This window comes from Ruegeria sp. YKSD163, assembly GCF_059612905.1.
Window position 1 is genome coordinate 87072 of sequence record NZ_JBXWRM010000013.1, and the last position, 15522, is coordinate 102593.

General features: G+C 63.1%; 14 protein-coding genes. 3 read left to right on the top strand and 11 right to left on the bottom strand.

All coding sequences use genetic code 11. The features are described from left to right. Nucleotide 1: 1 nt before the first annotated feature. From AC2FNA_RS16995 to hpaR, 9 genes are all read right to left on the bottom strand, one after another. Nucleotides 2–1531, bottom strand: coding sequence for a benzoate-CoA ligase family protein (locus tag AC2FNA_RS16995; protein WP_496828540.1), 1530 nt, complete (start codon nt 1529–1531; stop codon nt 2–4). A 147-nt stretch (nt 1532–1678) separates the two neighbouring features. Next, complete coding sequence (locus AC2FNA_RS17000) at nt 1679–3466, bottom strand: feruloyl-CoA synthase (protein WP_496828542.1); 1788 nt, start codon at nt 3464–3466, stop codon at nt 1679–1681. A 71-nt stretch (nt 3467–3537) separates the two neighbouring features. Then, nucleotides 3538–5037 carry a TRAP transporter large permease gene (locus AC2FNA_RS17005; protein ID WP_496828544.1) on the bottom strand — a complete coding sequence of 500 codons (1500 nt, stop codon included), beginning with the start codon at nt 5035–5037 and terminating at the stop codon, nt 3538–3540. After that, complete coding sequence (locus tag AC2FNA_RS17010) at nt 5034–5618, bottom strand: TRAP transporter small permease (protein ID WP_496828546.1); 585 nt, start codon at nt 5616–5618, stop codon at nt 5034–5036. Before AC2FNA_RS17010 ends, AC2FNA_RS17005 begins: the two co-directional genes overlap by 4 nt. 73 nt (nt 5619–5691) lie before the next feature. Beyond that, on the bottom strand, nt 5692–6750 hold the full coding sequence (locus tag AC2FNA_RS17015) for a TRAP transporter substrate-binding protein (RefSeq protein ID WP_496828547.1): 1059 nt from the start codon (nt 6748–6750) through the stop codon (nt 5692–5694). 67 nt (nt 6751–6817) lie between these two features. Beyond that, nucleotides 6818–7069 (bottom strand): hypothetical protein, encoded by a 252-nt coding sequence (locus AC2FNA_RS17020; protein WP_496828549.1) that lies wholly within the window; start codon nt 7067–7069, stop codon nt 6818–6820. A 3-nt stretch (nt 7070–7072) separates the two neighbouring features. Next, a complete protein-coding gene (locus AC2FNA_RS17025; protein WP_496828551.1) occupies nt 7073–7771 on the bottom strand; it encodes a fumarylacetoacetate hydrolase family protein in 699 nt (232 codons plus the stop codon). Next, complete coding sequence (locus AC2FNA_RS17030) at nt 7768–8802, bottom strand: cupin domain-containing protein (RefSeq protein WP_496828553.1); 1035 nt, start codon at nt 8800–8802, stop codon at nt 7768–7770. The genes AC2FNA_RS17025 and AC2FNA_RS17030 overlap by 4 nt, the downstream gene beginning before the upstream one ends. Before the next feature lie 467 nt (nt 8803–9269). After that, nucleotides 9270–9707 carry a homoprotocatechuate degradation operon regulator HpaR gene (gene hpaR, locus AC2FNA_RS17035; RefSeq protein WP_496828555.1) on the bottom strand — a complete coding sequence of 146 codons (438 nt, stop codon included), beginning with the start codon at nt 9705–9707 and terminating at the stop codon, nt 9270–9272. 142 nt (nt 9708–9849) lie between these two features. Between hpaR and hpaD the strand changes: the two genes are divergently transcribed. From hpaD to AC2FNA_RS17050, 3 genes are all read left to right on the top strand, one after another. After that, the gene (gene hpaD / locus AC2FNA_RS17040) at nt 9850–10830 is read left to right on the top strand and encodes a 3,4-dihydroxyphenylacetate 2,3-dioxygenase (protein WP_496828557.1); all 981 of its coding nucleotides are present in this window, start codon (nt 9850–9852) and stop codon (nt 10828–10830) included. A 21-nt stretch (nt 10831–10851) separates the two neighbouring features. Then, nucleotides 10852–12261 carry a pyridoxal phosphate-dependent decarboxylase family protein gene (locus AC2FNA_RS17045; protein ID WP_496828559.1) on the top strand — a complete coding sequence of 470 codons (1410 nt, stop codon included), beginning with the start codon at nt 10852–10854 and terminating at the stop codon, nt 12259–12261. 66 nt (nt 12262–12327) lie between these two features. Then, nucleotides 12328–13098, top strand: coding sequence for an HpcH/HpaI aldolase family protein (locus AC2FNA_RS17050; RefSeq protein WP_496828561.1), 771 nt, complete (start codon nt 12328–12330; stop codon nt 13096–13098). Between the two features lie 90 nt (nt 13099–13188). Here the strand turns inward: AC2FNA_RS17050 and AC2FNA_RS17055 are convergent, their stop codons facing one another. Together AC2FNA_RS17055 and AC2FNA_RS17060 are read right to left on the bottom strand one after the other, a co-directional pair. Then, nucleotides 13189–14403 (bottom strand): winged helix-turn-helix domain-containing protein, encoded by a 1215-nt coding sequence (locus AC2FNA_RS17055; RefSeq protein ID WP_496828563.1) that lies wholly within the window; start codon nt 14401–14403, stop codon nt 13189–13191. A 3-nt stretch (nt 14404–14406) separates the two neighbouring features. Then, nucleotides 14407–15432, bottom strand: a complete 1026-nt coding sequence (locus tag AC2FNA_RS17060) for a LacI family DNA-binding transcriptional regulator (protein ID WP_011049362.1) — start codon at nt 15430–15432, stop codon at nt 14407–14409. Between the last annotated feature and the right edge of the window lie 90 nt (nt 15433–15522).

Here is a 15522-nt window from a genome sequence, read left to right on the forward strand (position 1 = left end):
CTCAGCCTCCCTCGCGCAGTTTGAACCGCTGGATCTTGCCGGTGGCGGTCTTGGGCAAATCCTCGACGAATTCGATCCAGCGGGGATATTTCCACTTGCCCACCTTCTCCTTGACGAAATCGCGCAGGGTATCGGCCAGCCCTTCGGTCTCTGCCGTCTTGAGCACAATGAAGGCCTTGGGTTTCTCCAACCCGTCAGCGTCGCGCGCCGCCACCACCGCCGCTTCGAGGACGGCGGGATGCGCGACCAGCGCCTGCTCCACCTCGAACGGCGACAGCCAGATGCCCGAGACCTTGAACATGTCGTCAGTGCGCCCGCAATAGACATAGCGGCCATCAGGCGTCAGCTCATATTTGTCGCCCGTGCGGGTCCATTCTCCCTCGAAGGTGGCGCGACTCTTGTCGCGCTTGTTCCAATAGCCATCCGCCGCCGAAGCGCCGCGCACCAGAAGCTCTCCCAACCCGCCGGGTCCGACATCGGCGCCGCTTTCGTCCACCAGCCGCACCTCGTATCCCGGCACCGGTCGGCCCGAGGTGCCATAGACCACGTCGCCCGGCGCGTTCGACAGAAAGATATGCAGCATCTCGGTCGAGCCGACGCCGTCCAGAATGTCGACCCCCCATTGCCGGTGCCAAGACCGGCCAATCTCTTCCGGCAGTGCTTCGCCTGCCGAGATGCAACGACGCAGCGTTACGTCCGGCACGCCCTCGCGGTCGAGCATGGCGACCATTGCCGCATACAGCGTCGGCACCCCGCAGAACACGGTTGGCCGCTCGGCGGCGATGATATCGCGCACGCCATCCGGCGTCGGACGCCCGTTGAACAGGATCGTCTCGGCCCCGACCGACATCGGAAAGGTCATGCCATTGCCCAACCCATAGGCAAAGAACAGCTTGGCCGCCGAAAACACCAGGTCATCCGGTTCGATTCCCAGCACCTGCGCACCATAGCTGTCGGCGGTGGCCTTGAGGCTGGCATGCACGTGCCGCACACCCTTGGGCTGTCCGGTCGACCCCGAGGAATAGAGCCAAAAGGCCACATCGTCGGGCGACACCTCGACCGCAGGCGGGATATCGGCACCCTGCACGAAATCCGCATGGCTTTGGGTGCCGTCGGGCGCGGTGCCGATCACCACGATCCGGGTCAGATGCGGCGAGGCCAGCGCGGCGGACTGCACCACCGGCCAGAGCTCTTCCGAGACAAACAGGATCGAGGCGCGGCTGTCGTTCAGGATCACATCATAAACCGAAGTGGCCAGCAGCGTGTTCAGCGGCACCGGCACCACGCCCGCCTTGAGGCAGCCCCAGAACAGGGTGGGAAACTCCAGCTGGTCCAGCACCAGCATCGCCGCGCGCGCCTCGCGCGGGATGCCCGCACGGGCGAGCGCACCCGCAACCGCACCGCTGTCGCGGGCCAGCTCGCCATAGCTCTGCCTGCGCCGCGCGCCGGCGGCTTCGCGAAAGGCGGGTCGCGCGCCGCGCCCCTCTTCGACATGGCGGTCCACAAAGTAATGCGCGGCGTTTGCGCTCATTCTGCCTCCTTCCCGGTGATGGCCGGGGCAGCGAGCGGGCGGGCCTCCTCTCCCACTCCCGCGCGCGCCTCTCTCCGGCGGCACCATCATGCATCCCAAACCTGTTTATGCAAGATATTGCTAAATCGGGCCGCAAATTTATGCAGCTTAATGCACAATAATTCTTTCATCTTTATCGCCCCCATACAGGCGCGACACGATTTCTTCCCTTCTTTCCAGTACCTTGCGGAAGTTGAGATTACCCTTGGCTGTGACTTCGCCCTCTGCCATCGACGGCGGGTCTGAAAGAATCACCGCCCGCGCGATGCGGGCAGAACTGCCGCGATCGACATTCAGCCGTGACAGGCGCGCGGCGATTTCGTCGCGCATCGGGCCGGGATGCAGAACGCCCTCCCGTACCTCCAGCCCTTGGACAAGGGTGGGCGCGGGCAGGATCAGAAGGCCGATCTCGGCCTCACCTTCGCCGGTCAGAACCACATCGGCAGCCAGCGGCGCCAGCGCGGCCAGAACCTCAAGCCGGAGCGCTGAGGCGCGCACCCAGATGCCGGTTGCCAGCTTGTAATCCTCGGCCAGACGACCCTCGAACCGTAACCCTTGCGACAGGTCATCCGCATCAACCATCGCCACCGCATCGCCGGTGCAGAAATACCCCTCGTCATCAAAGGCGGCGGCGGTCTTTTCTGGGTCGCGAAAATAACCGGCAAAGACATTGGGGCCAGCGACACGCAGTTCGTACCGGCCACCGTCCGCCGGCACCAGTTTGGCGGTCACCCCGGTCAACGGCACGCCAATAATGCCGGGCAGATTGGCAGGCACGTGCTGGAATATGCAGGCGGGCGCGGTCTCGGTCATACCCCAGCAGGTGGTGATCAGCGGTTGGGTATCACGCACCTCGGCGGCCATCTCGCTGAGGTCGCGCCAGACATCCGCCGACAGAGAGGCACCGGCATAGAACAGCATGTCCAAATCGGCGAAGAAATGACGCTTCAACTCGGGATCGCGATGCATCTCGTCACGAAGCTGGGCGAAGCCCACCGGAACGTTATAGGCGATGGTGCCGTTCATCAGGCGATTGTTCTCGAATGTCTTGCCGATCAGCGCGGGCGCGGGCTTGCCCCCGTCGATATAGAGCGCGCCGCCAAAGGCCAGCATCTGGTTGAAGTTGTTGGACCCGCCAAAGACATGGTTCCATGGCAGCCAATCCACCAGCCGGGGCGGGCGTTCGGTCAGGAACGGCAGGGCGCGGGCATATTGTGCCTGGTTGGCGCAGAGCATCTGTTGGGTGGTCAGCACCCCCTTGGGGTGCGAGGTCGAACCCGAGGTCATCAGGATCTTGGCCACCGTGTCAGGGCCGACTGCAGCGGCAGCGCCCGAGATATCGCCACTCTCCCGCTCCAGGTCGGTCAGCAGGGTCATGCCCGGCGCGGGATTGCGCCCGACGACGATGCGGCGGCCGGCCATCTCCTCCATCGCCAGGGCGGCAGCGAATTGCGCGCCGTCTTCGGCATAGACCATGGCCGGGTCGATCAGGCCAAGAATATAGTGCAGCTGCTTCAGCGCGCCGGGGATCAGGGCGTATTGCTCGGCAACTGGTACGATCACCAGCCCCACATATTGCGCCGCCAGCGCCAGTGTACCGTGATCGACGCTGTTGCCCGAGACGACAAGGATACGGTCACCCGGCACCAGCCCACGCGCCAGCAGCCCGGTGGCCAGCGCCCGGACCCTGCCCAGGGTTTCGGCGTAGGATTGCGTGCGCCAGGCGCCACCACTGCGTTCCGCCAGAAACACCGCGTCTGGGGTCTCTGCCGCCCAGCGGTGCAGCCAGTCGGTGGTACGGGCAACCGGTGTCACCGGCGCATGGGCCGAGCGCAGTAAGATGGTGCCGTCCGCGCGCTGCTCGGCCTCTACCTCATGGTCCAGATATCGCGTCATGCGCGCCTCCCAAAGCCGCCCCGCCCGGCGGCAGCCGGGGTCGGGGTCATCGGACCGGGCGGCGGTGGCGCCTATCCCGGCAGCAGAAACAGCGTGATCGCGGGGAACGCGACCAGAATGATCACGCGCACGATGTCCGAGCCGACAAAGAACATCACCGCCTTGTAGGTGTCGGCCATGCGGGTGCTCCGATCCATCGCGTTGATGATGAACAGGTTCATGCCCACCGGCGGCGTGATCAGCCCGACCTCGACCACGATCAGCACAAGTATGCCGAACCAGATCGCCACATGTTCGGCCTCGGCCCGGTTGGCCATGCCGCGCGTCACGCGGATACCCAGCTCTTTCATCTGCTCGCGGGTCAGTTCGGCCCCACTGGCAATGGCGTCCTTGATGCCCGCCAGCGTCTCGGCGCTCATCGCTTCGGGCACGCCCGCCTTCAGAACTTCCATTGCCGCATCGGCCTGCATCGCGGCCAGCGAGACCAGATCGAAATCCATCGCCGAGATCACCGGAAAGAAGATCGGGATCGTCAAAAGGATCATGCTGAGGCTGTCCATCAGGCAGCCGAACACAAGGTAGAAGGCGAGGATCAGCGCCAGCACCACCCAGGGGCTGTAGCCTTGGGCAACCACGAAATTCGACAACTCCTGCGGCACCTGGGTCAGGGCAAGGAAGCCGTTGTAAAAGGCCGCGCCCAGCACGATGAAGAAGATCATCGCGGTGGACCGTGCGGTGACCAGAAAGCTTTCGGAGAGGCTGGCGCGGGTCAGCCCGCCATTCAGCCAGGCAATCACGCCCGTGCCCAGCGCACCTACGGCGGCGCCTTCGGTCGGGGTGAACCAACCCAGATAGATGCCGCCCACAACCAGACCAAAGACCAGAAGCACCGGCCAGACCTGCAACAGAGCTGCGAACCGTTCGGCATAGGGGACCGGCGGGCGCGTACCGGCGCTGTCGGGGTAAAGCCGCACATAGACCGAGATGGCGATGACATAGCCCAGCGCCGCCATGATGCCGGGGATGAAGGCGGCCAGGAACAGCTTGGCGATATTCTGTTCGGTCAGGATCGCATAGATCACCAGCACCACCGATGGCGGGATCAGGATACCCAGCGTACCGCCCGCCGCCAGCGTCGCGGTGGAAAACCCGCCCGCATAGCCGTATTGGCGCAGCTCCGGCAGGGCGACGCGGCCCATGGTGGCCGCCGTCGCCAGAGACGAACCGCAGATAGCGCCAAACCCGGCGCAGGCCCCGATCGAGGCCATGGCGATACCGCCCTTGCGATGGCCCAGCCAGCCCTCGGCAGCCTTGAACAGCGCAGTGGACATGCCGCCCAGCGTGGCGAAATGGCCCATCAGCAGGAACATCGGCACGATGGTCAGCGAATAGCTGGAAAAGGTCGTATAGGTCTCGTTCTTGAGCCGCGCAAAGGCGACCTGAGTGCCGTCGGTGACCAGCACCAGCCCGACAAGCCCGACCAGGAACATGGCCAGCCCGATGGGCACCCTGAGAAAGATCAGCACCATGAGGGCGGGAAACGAGGCGATACCGATCTCAAGCGCGCTCACTGTGTCGCCTCCACCCCATCCCAGACCAGGATACGGCCGGTAAAGCATTCATAGGTTCGAACTGCGCCCATATAGACCCCCACCAGCGCCGCCGCGAAGGCCGCGACAAAACTGAGCGCATAGGCCCACCAAATGGGAAATTGCAGCAGAAAGGTTGTCTCGGCATAGGCTCGTTTGCTCATCATGCCGTCGAACAATTTCCACGCGATCAGGACGAGTACGGCGGCAAAGGTCAGTTCAGTCAACATCCGCAGGATGCGGTTCGCCCGGTGACTGAACGCGTTGGCCAGAATATCGACCGACGCATGCCCGGCAGTGATCTGGCAGAGCGGCAGAAAGCAGAAGATGGCAAAGGCCACTCCTGCCTCGACCAGTTCGAAATCGCCATTGACCGGGCCGATACCGATTCCGATGGCCCAATCGGCCAGACCGGGGGCAACAGATTGCATGATGTCACCGTGGAAAAAGCCGTTCAGCAAACGGCCCAGGATTGAGGCGCAGGTCAGCAGGATCAGAAGGCTCAGAACGATCCCACCGACGATGGCCAACGATCTGGCCAGCCCCGTCATCAGTTTATGCATCGGTCCTCGGTCGGTTGCAGGCCGCGTGGCGGGTACGGCGCCGTTTGCGCCGTACCCGGTTGCAGTTGCCGGATCAGTTGGAATATTGCGGCGTATACTTCTCGATCAGCATCTGCGCCTCTTCGAGAAGCGCCTTACCGTCCTTCCCCTTGGATTCCATGTCGGCGATCCATTCGTCATAGATCGGCTGGGCCAAAGCACGCCATTCCTCGACCCCTGCGGCGTCGATGGTGATGATGTTGTTACCCAGATCCTCGGCCACTTGACGCGCCGGACCATCGGAATCGGCCTGTGTCCCACCGGCAAAGACCGAGAATTCAAGACCCGAGTTCTTGTCGACCGCCGCCTTCAGATCGTCGGGCAGGCTGTCATACTTGGCCTTGTTCATCGCCAGCACGAAGGTCAGCGTATAAAGCGCGCGGCCCTCGAACTCGGTATGGTTCTCTACCAGTTCCGGGACCTTGAGCGCAGTGGTCACCTCCCACGGGATGGTGGTGCCGTCGATCACGCCCTTGCTCAGCCCCTCGGGCACCGCAGGTACCGGCATACCGACAGGGGTTGCACCCAGCTTGGTCAGCAGCGAGTTGACCGACCGCGAACCGCCGCGGATCTTCATCCCCTGGAGGTCCTCCGGAGTTTCGACGGGATCGGCAGTGTGGATCATGCCAGGGCCATGCACCCAGGTGCCAAGAATATGCACATCCTTGAACTCGTCATCCTTCATGTGCTTTTCGAACATTTCCCAGTAAGCATGGCTGACCGCACGCGCGTTGGTCATCATGAAGGGCAGTTCGAAAACCTCGGTCGAGGGGAAGCGGCCCGGCGTATAGCCGACCACGGTCCAGACCACATCGGCCACGCCGTCGATGGCCTGATCCATAAGCTCGGGCGGCTTGCCGCCCAGCTGCATCGAGGGATAGCGATCGACCTTGATACGGCCGCCCGAGTCCTTTTCGACGCCGTCGGCCCAGACGTCCAGGACCAGTTTCGGCACATTGGCCTGCGCCGGCAGGAACTGGTGCAGTTTCAGAGTAACCTCTTGCGCCAGTGCTGTGCCGGCGCTGAACCCGGTGGCCAGAGCCGCAACTGCAGCGCCGCCGATCAGGCCCAGAATCTTTCTGCGATAGGTCATGATATCCTCCCTTTGACCCTCTCTAAGCAATATAATGCGCAAAGCACGTCATTTTGCAATATATTGCTTACATCTCCCCTCGGGCGGTACCGGCCAGATCGGAACCGCCGTAACACCACTTCGTCGAATTGTAGCACTCTTCCGCCGCCATGGCGCTCATCATTCTAATGCGCAGCTCGGCATTGGCGCCAATCGGGTGATGGCAATCATCATCTCTAAAAGACTGAAGTGCCTCCACCCGCTCCGTCGAAGATAGGCCAGGTTCCGCGGCCAGCCCACCGCTGCCAAAGCCATTGGTCAGAATGGTTTCGACAGTCATGGGTTATTCCGCCGGGCCAAGCGTCAGCGCGATGGGGTCCAGCCCGTCGATACCGCCGGCGATCACATCCCCGGCGACGACCGGACCGACCCCGGCAGGTGTGCCCGTCATCACCAGATCACCCGGGCGCAGATGGTAATAGCCCGACAGATGACTGACGATCTCGTCGATCTTCCAGATCAACTCGGACAGGGTGGCATCCTGTTTGACCGCACCATTCACCTCAAGATGAATGCGCGTGTTGTCCTGCGGCGACCAGTCGGCCACCCGGGTCAGGGGCGCAAAGACCGCTGCGTTCTCGACATCCTTGCCCAGGTCCCAGGGGCGTTTCTTGTCCCGCTCGCGGATCTGCTGGTCGCGCCGGGTCATGTCAAGCGCGCAGCCATAGGCATAGACCGCGTCCCAGGCCTCGGCCGTGCTGGCGCGGAACACCGGTTTGCCAATGGCAAAGGCCAGTTCCATCTCGTAATGGAAATTCTCGGTGCCAGGCGGATAGGGCACGGTGGCCCCTGTCAGAATCGCATTGGCAGGCGATTTGGTGAAATAGAACGGCGACTCGCGGTCCACCTCGTTGCCCATCTCGGCGGCATGGGCGGCATAGTTGCGACCAACGCAGAAAATCCGCCCGATCGGATATGTGCCGCTTTCGCCACGGACCGGAATGCCGGGGATCGGGGGAAGGGTGAACAGGCTGTCGCTCATCTGGCGCGTTCCTCGTAGTAACCAAGTTTCTCTTGCAGCGGACGGTCATGGATGCGGACCAGAAATGCCTCGCTCTCTGCCTCATGCCTGATGCGGGCAAAGACCGGGGCGGTGAAGGTGTCCTTTGGACCCCATTCGATGACTTGCCCGTCAATCTCGCTGCGCCCGGAACCAGCGATCACGTGAAAGGCCGAAGAGCAAGAGCGCAGCGGCGGCGCTTCGACCTGGCCCGCCTTGAGCATCATCGCGGTGAAGCCAAGCGCGGGCAGCACATCCTCACCCGTTTCGGGGTTGATATAGTCCAGTTCGGCAATCCCCTCGGCAAAGGCAACCATCTGACGCAGCGCCGCCTCGGTCGCCGCCCAGGGATAGCGCATCATTGGATAGCGCCGCGCACCCCGTCCTGGTCGGCGCGAGGGTGCCATCCCGGCGGCGCTGTATTCGACCTGGCTGGCATCGGGGCGGTTGCGCTGCGCCTGCAACTCACCTTCGATCGCATAAGAGCCCTCGAGCTGCACGAAAAGCGGCAGGTCCAGCGCGTCGAGCCAGATCACCGGCTCGTCCCCGTCATGGCCGTGGTCGTGCCATTCCCCGCCCGGTGTCAGCACCAGATCGCCCGGCTCCATCGGCAGGCGCTCACCATCCACGACCGTATAGCCGCCCTGCCCCTCGACCACGACCCGCACGGCTGACGGGGTGTGTCGATGCGCGGGTGCGGACTCCCCTGGCAGCAGCAGTTGCAGCCCCAGGTAAATGGTCGCGGTCGCCTGCATCGCGCCCGAACCACGCCCTGGATCAGAGAGGACAAGCACCCGGCGCTCTGCCTTCTCCACAGGAGTCAGTTCACCGGCACGCAGCAGAAGCGGCCGCACCGCAGGAAAAGACCAATGCCCCACTCGGGTCATCGGCTGCGGCGCCCCATGGGGCAACACATTGCGCATCATGGGCCAAAGCGGCGCGACACCCGCCGCCACCATCTGATCGCGATAATCCTGCGGTAGCTCTTCAAGTGTCCCGAGCCGTTCGCTCATCAATGTCCCCCTCGATGCCCTTGGCCATCTTAGGTGATGCGACCGTTCTGGCAACTCCCGCATCTAACCGCCCCGCAAGGCCCCGGTACGCGATATTTCGCCCGCAACTTCGGATTGCATCGGCATAAACTTGCGCAATCCTTGCGATTGACGCACAACGCGCTACAATTCATATTGCACCACCAGAGATTGCAGGACTTTCTGGGAACGAAGAGAAATTTACTTATAGGCTTCAAGCCTTCGGAACGCGTCGCTGTCGGGCTGAACCCCCTAGTCTCGCACAGCATTGCAATGAGTTGCCCCTACCAACTCGCGCGCGTTCCGGTGACCAGCGCTACGGACGGTAACCAAACACGTCTGGGGCTGCTGGAAGGGTCAGGCGGCGCAGCTACACCTGGCCTGGCCACCCTGCCGGAGAGAACCCCCTCCTCTCCGGCAGGGACCCTCTTGGGTCTATGACTTTGCAATCAATCGGTTTTGTCGAGATGCAGTTCGTTCAACAGATCGAGCAGCATCTCGTATCTGTCTGCCCCCATATGCGCCTGGATGGCTTCGAACACGGCTTGGCTGGCGCCGAGATTGTCGCGAATGATCTGGGTACCGGCCTGCGTAATACTGACGACCTGCTTGCGCCCGTCATCCGGATCGGGCTGCCGCGAGATCAGTTGCTTTTCTTCCAGCTTCTGCAGAATCCGAGTCAGGCTGGGCAGCAGCAGACAGGCACCGTCGGCGATTCGGGTCGGATCCTGTGGCCCCTCTTCTTCGAGGACACGAAGGACACGCCATTGCTGTTCGGTGATACCCACGTCCATCAGAATGGCCCGTACCGGGCGCATAACCCGTTCACGTGCACGCAACAGGGCGATGGGTAAGGATCTGGATGTTTTGGGCAAATCGGAACTCATAGGCTAATTTCGCCGAAATCGTTCCTTCCCGCAACGAAGGATTGCCCGCGCCCACAAGAGAGGCAGGTTTGACAAATCCAGATTAATTTCACATGTTAATAAAAAGCCAGTCGCCACCCTTGCCGACAATCAGGAGAAAGAAATGCCCGTCCCCGCGCCAAATCTCTACCCGCCCTTCAACATCGTGCGGCTCAGCCATGTGGAATACCGGGTGCGGGACCTGGCGGCCAGCCGAGCGTTCTACGTCGACATCCTGGGCCTTCAGGTCACCCAAGAGGAAGAGGGGCGGCTCTATCTGCGCGCGATGGAAGAACGCGGGCATCACTGCATCGTTCTGGTTCAGGCCGATACGGCGGATGTTGGCGTGCTGGGCTTCAAGCTTTATGACGAACCCGATCTGGAGCGAGCCGAAAGATTTTTCACCGAAAAATCTTTGCCCACCGCCTGGGTCGAGCGCCCGCATATGGGCCGCACTTTGCGCACCCGCGACCCCTGGGGAATTCCGCTGGAATTCTATGTGCGGATGGACCGGCTGCCGCCGATCCACCAGAAATACCGGCTCTATAACGGGGTAAAGCCGCTCAGGATCGACCATTTCAACATGTTCTCGGCGGATGTGGATGCCAGCGTGGCCTTTTACGGCGAGATGGGGTTTCGCGTCACCGAGTACACAGAAGATGACGAAAGCGACCGTCTCTGGGCCGCCTGGATGCATCGCAAGGGCGGCGTGCATGACGTGGCCTTTACCAACGGACTGGGTCCGCGCCTGCATCACACCGCCTTCTGGGTACCGACCCCTCTCAACATCATCGATCTGCTCGATCTGATGAGCACCACCGGATATGTCGCCAATATCGAGCGCGGGCCGGGGCGGCACGGGATCTCGAACGCCTTCTTTCTGTATGTCCGCGACCCCGACGGGCACCGGATCGAGATCTATTGCTCGGACTATCAGACCGTCGATCCGGATCTGGAACCGATCCGCTGGTCGCTGACCGACCCGCAGCGTCAGACCCTGTGGGGGGCACCCGCCCCGAAAAGCTGGTTCGAGGAAGGGTCAACCTTCGAAGGCACTGAGCCGGTACCGAGCGCTCTCAAGGCGCAACCGATCATCGCCCCCTGACGGCAGACGAGGATACGACAGATGAAATGGGAAGAATTCGCCGATTGGGGCCGCCGGGTTGCCGACTGGACGCAGGATTATCACCTGACCGTGGGCGACCGCCCCGTGCGCGCCCGGACCGAACCGGGCGCGGTGCTGAGCGCCCTGCCCGCCACACCACCCGAGACGCCCGAAGCGATGGAGGACATCTTTCGCGATTTCGAGGATATCGTGATGCCCGGTATCACCCATTGGCAGCATCCGCGCTTTTTCGCCTATTTCAACTCGAACGCGTCCGCCCCCTCGGTGCTCGCCGAATTCCTGGCCTCGGCCATCGCGCCGCAATGTATGTTGTGGCAGACCTCGCCCGCCGCAACCGAGATGGAAACGCGGATGATGGACTGGCTGCGGCAAGCGCTGGATCTGCCTGAGGGATTTGCCGGTGTGATCCAGGACAGCGCCTCGTCGGCGACGCTGGCGGCGGTGTTGACACTGAGGGAAAAGGCGCTCGACTGGCAGGGGAACCAGCAGGGCCTGTTCGGTCAGAAGCCATTGCGGGTCTATTGCTCGTCCGAGGTTCACACCTCGGTCGATCGTGCCATCTGGGTGGCCGGGATCGGGCAGGACAATCTGGTGCGGGTGCCGATCAAGGGCGACTGGCGCGGCATGGACCCCGACGCGCTGGAGGCCGCGATCAAGGCCGACTTGGCGGCGGGGCTGCACCCCGCTGGACTGATCCTGTGTGTCGGCGGCACCGGCACGGGCGCCACCGATCCCGTAGATCGCTGTCTGGACGTGGCCGAGAGATACGGTCTCTATACCCATGTGGACGCGGCCTGGGCCGGGTCGGCGATGATCTGCCCCGAATTCCGGCATTATTGGCCCGGCATCACGCGCGCGGACAGTATCGTGTTCAACCCGCATAAATGGCTGGGCGTACAGTTTGATTGTTCGGCGCATTTCCTGAAAAACCCCGACGATCTGGTGCGCACGCTGGCGATCCAGCCCGAGTATCTCAAGACCCACGGGCGCGACGGCATCATCAACTATTCGGAATGGTCGGTGCCGCTGGGCCGCCGGTTCCGGGCGCTGAAACTGTGGTTCCTGATGCGCAGCTATGGGATGGAGGGGCTGCGCCAGAGGCTTCGCAACCATATCGCCTGGTCGGGCGCATTGCATGACCGGCTTGCCGCCGAGCCGGATTTCGAAATCGTAACGCCGCCAATGTGGTCGCTCTGGACCTTTCGCTATTTGCGGGACGGGGTCGATCCGGACGAATTGAACCAGCGGCTGGTCAACGCGATCAACGATGACGGGCGCATCTATCTGACCCAGACGCGTGTCGATGGCGCGCTTGTGATCCGGTTCCAGGCCGGACAGTTCGAAACGACCGAGGCCGATGTGATGATGGCCTTTGACGTGATCACCGAAATCGCCCGCGCGCTGCCCTGAGTGCTGGACAGGGCCTGCGCGCTGACGCAGGCTCTCCACCGAAAACCCGACGATAGGAGATCCGCCATGCCCGCGCCAAAGAACCCGTTCAAACAGGCCCTTGCCGAAGGCAAGCGCCAGATCGGTTGCTGGATGAGCTTTGCCGAACCCAGCGTGGCCGAAATCATGGGGACATGCGGGTTTGACTGGCTGGTGGTGGATGGTGAGCATGCGCCCAATGACATCCGCTCGATCCGGGATCAGCTGACCGCTTTGGCGGCCAGCGCCTCACACCCGGTGGTTCGGGTGCCGGTGGGTGAGGACTGGATCATCAAGCAAGTACTGGATGCGGGCGCACAGACGGTGTTGGTTCCGATCGTCGAAAGCGCCGATCAGGCCCGCCAGCTGGTGCGCGCCTGCCGCTATCCACCGACCGGTGTGCGCGGGGTCGGGGCCACCGCTGCCCGCGCCACCCGGTTCGGCGGCGTCAGCGAGTATATCCAGACCGCCGATCAGGAGATCTGCCTGCTGGTACAGGTCGAGAACCGCGCCGGGATGGCGGCACTGGACGAGATCCTGACGGTCGAGGGTGTGGATGGCGTGTTCATCGGCCCCGCCGATCTGTCAACCGATATGGGGTTCCAGGGGAACAGCGCCGCCCCCGAGGTGCGGGCGGTCATCGCCGACGCAATGACGCGGATCCGCGCCGCAGGCAGGGCACCGGGGATTCTGGGCACCAATGAGGAGGCGACCCAGGCCTATCTGGAGATGGGCGCCCAGTTCCTGGCAGTGGGTCTGGATGTCATGCTGCTGACGCAGACCGCACGCTCCTTGTCGGCGCGCTGGAAACCTGCCTGAGTTCTCCTCTGACCTTTCCTGTACGCCGCGCTGTCGGACGCCTCCGGCGGGAGTATTTCTGACCAGAAAGAAGCAGCGGCGAGGTATTGGTCAGAGAGGGTCGCGCAGCCAGTCCTTGGCAAAGATGACCTGCTCGACCCCGGCCAGGCGGCGGATGCGGTCCAATTCGGCCTCCAGCCGCCGGGTGCGAGCGGGTGACCAGCGCAGCCCGCGTTCGGGCCAGAGCGCGCGCACCCTAAGCTCTCCACACTCACGATGCGCCTTCATGTCGATGCGCCCGATCAGCCGGTCACCTTCGAGCAACGGGAAGACATAGTAGCCATAGACCCGTTTCGGTTCGGGCACGAACACCTCAATCCGGTAGTGAAAGCCAAAGAGCCGCTCGGCCCGTTTGCGGTCGCGCAGCGCCGGGTCAAACGGGCTGAGCACGCGGATACGGCCCGGCGCAGGTGGTACGGCGGTGGCTTTGTCCAATGCATCGGGCCGGGCGAGTACCTTGCGCAGGCTGCCATCGGCACAGGTGATCTCGATGGCTTCAACCTCGCCCCGCGCCTCGGCCGCTGCGGCCCAGTCGCGGGCCTCGGCCGGGCTGGCGCTGTCCCAGAAGGCCGCCAGTTCGCCGGTGGTGGCAAAGCCCAGCCGATCAAGGGCGGCGTTGCAGAGCCAATCCACCGTTGTCTTGGGATCATGATCCAGCGCACCGGGGCGCAAATGGCCTTCGATCACGCGCTCGGTCAGGTCATAGCGTTTCTGAAATCCCTCGCGCCCGATCACCGTCAGCGCGCCCGAGCGCCACAGATATTCCAGCGCAGTCTTGGAGGGATGCCAGTCCCACCAACCGCCCGATTTCTTTTCCTCGTCCTTGCCGACATCAGACGAACTGACCGGCCCATGCTCGCGGATATGGTCAAGCACGGCGGCGAACTTGCCTTCGAACCCGTCGCGGCGCCAGTTCTTCCACCTATTACGCAGCATCTCTGCATCGCGCTCAAACCGCATGTGCCATTGCGGGTAGAACGCCATCGGGATGACAGCGGCGTCATGGGTCCAATGTTCGAACAGCGCCCGGTCCCGCTCGTATAGCCGTTTCAGATCGGGCGGGCGATAGGCGGGGCGGCGCGAGAACAGGATCAGGTCATGCGCCCGCGCCACGGTGTTGATGCTGTCGAGTTGCACAAAGCCGAGCCGGGTGATCAGATCGAGCAGATCTGCCCCGCGCGCCGGACCGCTGGGCTGTTCCGCCAGCCCGTGCCGATCTAGGAACAGCGCCCGCGCCGCGCGGTTGTCGAGCCGTTGCAGCGCCACGCCTCAGCGCCGTTTCAGCGTGTCGCCATAGCTGATCTTGGGCTCCAGCGTGATCCGGGTTTCGATCTCGGCCTCAGGATCCTCCAGCCGCTTGGCGATGATCTCGGCGGCCTTGCGCCCAATCTCCAGCCGGCAGGCATCCATCGTGGCCAGTTTGCGCGGCAAGCCCTGAAGAAGCTCCACATTGTTGAACCCCGCCAGGCCGATCTGGCCGGGAATGTCGATCCCCTGTTCGAGCAGATAGAGCAGACCGCCCGCCGCGATCATGTCATTGGAGTAATAGAGGAAATCGAGGTCCGGCGAACGTTCCAGCATGGCTTGCGTCATCTCGCGCCCCTTGGCCAGCGCCGAGCCGCCGGAGTAGAATTCGCGATCCTCGATCTCGACCCCGTTCTTGCCCAGCACCTCGGTAAACCCTTCAAATCGTTTGCGGGCGCGATAGTCGAGCGGCATCTTGGTGCCCATGAAGCCGATCCGGCGATAGCCTGCCTTCAGGATCGCCTGTGCCATCTCGCGCCCGGCGCGGCGGTGCGAAATGCCCACCATCGCATCCACCGGCTTGCCGTCGCTATCCATGATTTCGACCACCGGGATCCCGGCGGCATCCAGCATGGCGCGTGCCGCCTCGGAATGCTCCAGCCCTGCGATGATCACGCCCGAGGGGCGCCACGAGAGCATCTCGTACAGCACCTTTTCCTCTTTTTCGGGCAGGTAATCGGTGACCCCGACCACCGGCTGCAATTCGGTATCCTCAAGTACCTGGTTGATGCCGGTCAGCACCTCGGGGAACACCATGTTCGACAGGGAGGGGATGATCACCGCCACGAGGTTGACCCGGTTTGAGGCCAGTGCGCCAGCTATCTTGTTGGGGACATAGCCCAACTCCTTGGCCGCCGCGAGAACCCGGGCGCGGGTCGCGTCTGACACATCCCCGCGGTTGCGCAATACCCGGCTGACGGTCATTTCCGATACCCCCGAAGCTTCGGAGACATCGCGAAGGGTGAGCGGGCGTTTGGTATCTGCTGTCAAGGGGGCACCTGCTTCAATGGGTTTTGCGATGATGCTAGCGCGAACAGCGGGCAAGGTTCAACTGCTACCGATAGACCGATGACAAGCCTG

Bases quoted from the DNA above. Each gene is read 5' to 3' on its own strand.
- AC2FNA_RS16995 (WP_496828540.1), bottom strand. From the start codon at position 1,531: ATGAGCGCAAACGCCGCGCATTACTTTGTGGACCGCCATGTCGAAGAG.
- AC2FNA_RS17000 (WP_496828542.1), bottom strand. From the start codon at position 3,466: ATGACGCGATATCTGGACCATGAGGTAGAGGCCGAGCAGCGCGCGGAC.
- AC2FNA_RS17010 (WP_496828546.1), bottom strand. From the start codon at position 5,618: ATGCATAAACTGATGACGGGGCTGGCCAGATCGTTGGCCATCGTCGGT.
- AC2FNA_RS17015 (WP_496828547.1), bottom strand. From the start codon at position 6,750: ATGACCTATCGCAGAAAGATTCTGGGCCTGATCGGCGGCGCTGCAGTT.
- AC2FNA_RS17020 (WP_496828549.1), bottom strand. From the start codon at position 7,069: ATGACTGTCGAAACCATTCTGACCAATGGCTTTGGCAGCGGTGGGCTG.
- AC2FNA_RS17025 (WP_496828551.1), bottom strand. From the start codon at position 7,771: ATGAGCGACAGCCTGTTCACCCTTCCCCCGATCCCCGGCATTCCGGTC.
- AC2FNA_RS17030 (WP_496828553.1), bottom strand. From the start codon at position 8,802: ATGAGCGAACGGCTCGGGACACTTGAAGAGCTACCGCAGGATTATCGC.
- hpaR (WP_496828555.1), bottom strand. From the start codon at position 9,707: ATGAGTTCCGATTTGCCCAAAACATCCAGATCCTTACCCATCGCCCTG.
- hpaD (WP_496828557.1), top strand. From the start codon at position 9,850: ATGCCCGTCCCCGCGCCAAATCTCTACCCGCCCTTCAACATCGTGCGG.
- AC2FNA_RS17045 (WP_496828559.1), top strand. From the start codon at position 10,852: ATGAAATGGGAAGAATTCGCCGATTGGGGCCGCCGGGTTGCCGACTGG.
- AC2FNA_RS17050 (WP_496828561.1), top strand. From the start codon at position 12,328: ATGCCCGCGCCAAAGAACCCGTTCAAACAGGCCCTTGCCGAAGGCAAG.